The organism is Streptococcus mitis, from assembly GCF_009496205.1.
Taxonomy (GTDB): domain Bacteria; phylum Bacillota; class Bacilli; order Lactobacillales; family Streptococcaceae; genus Streptococcus; species Streptococcus mitis_BN.
On sequence record NZ_WIJO01000105.1, the window covers coordinates 1 to 1,312 of the forward strand.

Sequence of the window (1,312 nt, forward strand, 5' to 3'; positions counted from 1 at the left end):
AGTTTGTAAATGATTCTGAGAATCTTATGAGCACAAGCAATAATCGCCTTCCTCTTGCTTCCTCTTTGGGAAATTCGATTGTAAAAAGAAGAAAAAGCTGGATCCTTAGATAGAATGTGCTGCAATTAATCCCGACAGGGTCAAAGCCTGTTTGATATAGCGATTTCCTTGCGTGATGTGTGAGGATTTTTTAATGCCAGCACTTTCATAAGACCCTGGACAGAGCCCAGCCCATGATGCTAAGTGTGCATCGGATGGAAAGGTCGTAACAGTTGGTCCAATCTCAGCTAGAATAGTGGCAGCACAGTTTTCATTCACACCTGGAATGGTTTGAAGTATCCTATTTTCCTCAGGGAAACTCCTTTTCGATGTAGTGTTGAATCTCATCGGTCAATTTTTCAATGAGTTCCTGATACATCTGACACTCCTCTAAGCTCTGGCCTAAGAGGAAGCGGTCTTCTAGTGACAACTTTCCTTCCATCGCTTCCACGAGTTCTTCTGGACTTGCTTTCACTCGCTTCTGGATACAAGAGATAACAGATTCTACATTAATTGCTTCTCCGTTAATGAATAATTTTAAAAGTGCTTGCCCCGTCTTAGAAAAAATATCAGAAAGATAACTGCTTAGCTTGATATTGGCCCGTTGTAAGAGATTGTGAATTTCATTTTTGACTTGAGTTTGACGCTGCTTGTAAGAACGCATGCGACGTGTCAGTAAACGAAGCTGTACCACTTCAGGTGCTGGAATATAGGAAGGTTCAATCAGTCCGCAACGGCCGAGTTGAGCAATCCATTCAGCGTCCTTCATGTCTGTTTTTCGACCAGGCACATTCTTGATATGTTGAGGATTGGCAAGTACTAAGACGAAATCAGAATCTGAAAAGATAGTAAAGAGAGGGAGCCAATATTGCCCAGTACTTTCAAAAAAGACATGTGTGATATGGTTTTTCACCACCCAATCTAAGGCATTGCGAAGAGCTACTGTAGTTGTCCCAAATTTCTTCTGAATTTTCTTTGGTTTATTGGTATCTAGTGGACAGTCTAGAATACAACAAACAATGGATTTTTGGTGGACATCAATACCACAACACGTTTCAATCATGACTTCCATTATAAAAACCTCCTGTTAACTATTTGAACAATAGAACAAGAGGCTACTAGTAAGATATTTTCATGCTCAAGGCATATTCGAATTAGCTCACGACTCTTGTTCATCCAGTTTTTTATACAGGCTAGGAAAAGCCCTATTAAACACCACGGTTTGGTATTGTTCGCCTTCAGTATAGGCTAAACTTCTTTTTCTGTCATGAGT

At 40.3% G+C, this 1,312-nt stretch carries 2 protein-coding genes; both read right to left on the reverse strand.

The annotated features are described in order from the left end of the window. Positions 1–105: 105 nt before the first annotated feature. Entirely contained in the window at positions 106–387 is a 282-nt protein-coding gene (locus GEZ85_RS10085) for a transposase (RefSeq protein WP_153210213.1), read from the reverse strand. Next, positions 350–1,111, reverse strand: coding sequence for an IS110 family RNA-guided transposase (locus tag GEZ85_RS10090; protein WP_153214854.1), 762 nt, complete (start codon positions 1,109–1,111; stop codon positions 350–352). The genes GEZ85_RS10085 and GEZ85_RS10090 overlap by 38 nt, the downstream gene beginning before the upstream one ends. Positions 1,112–1,312: the final 201 nt, after the last annotated feature.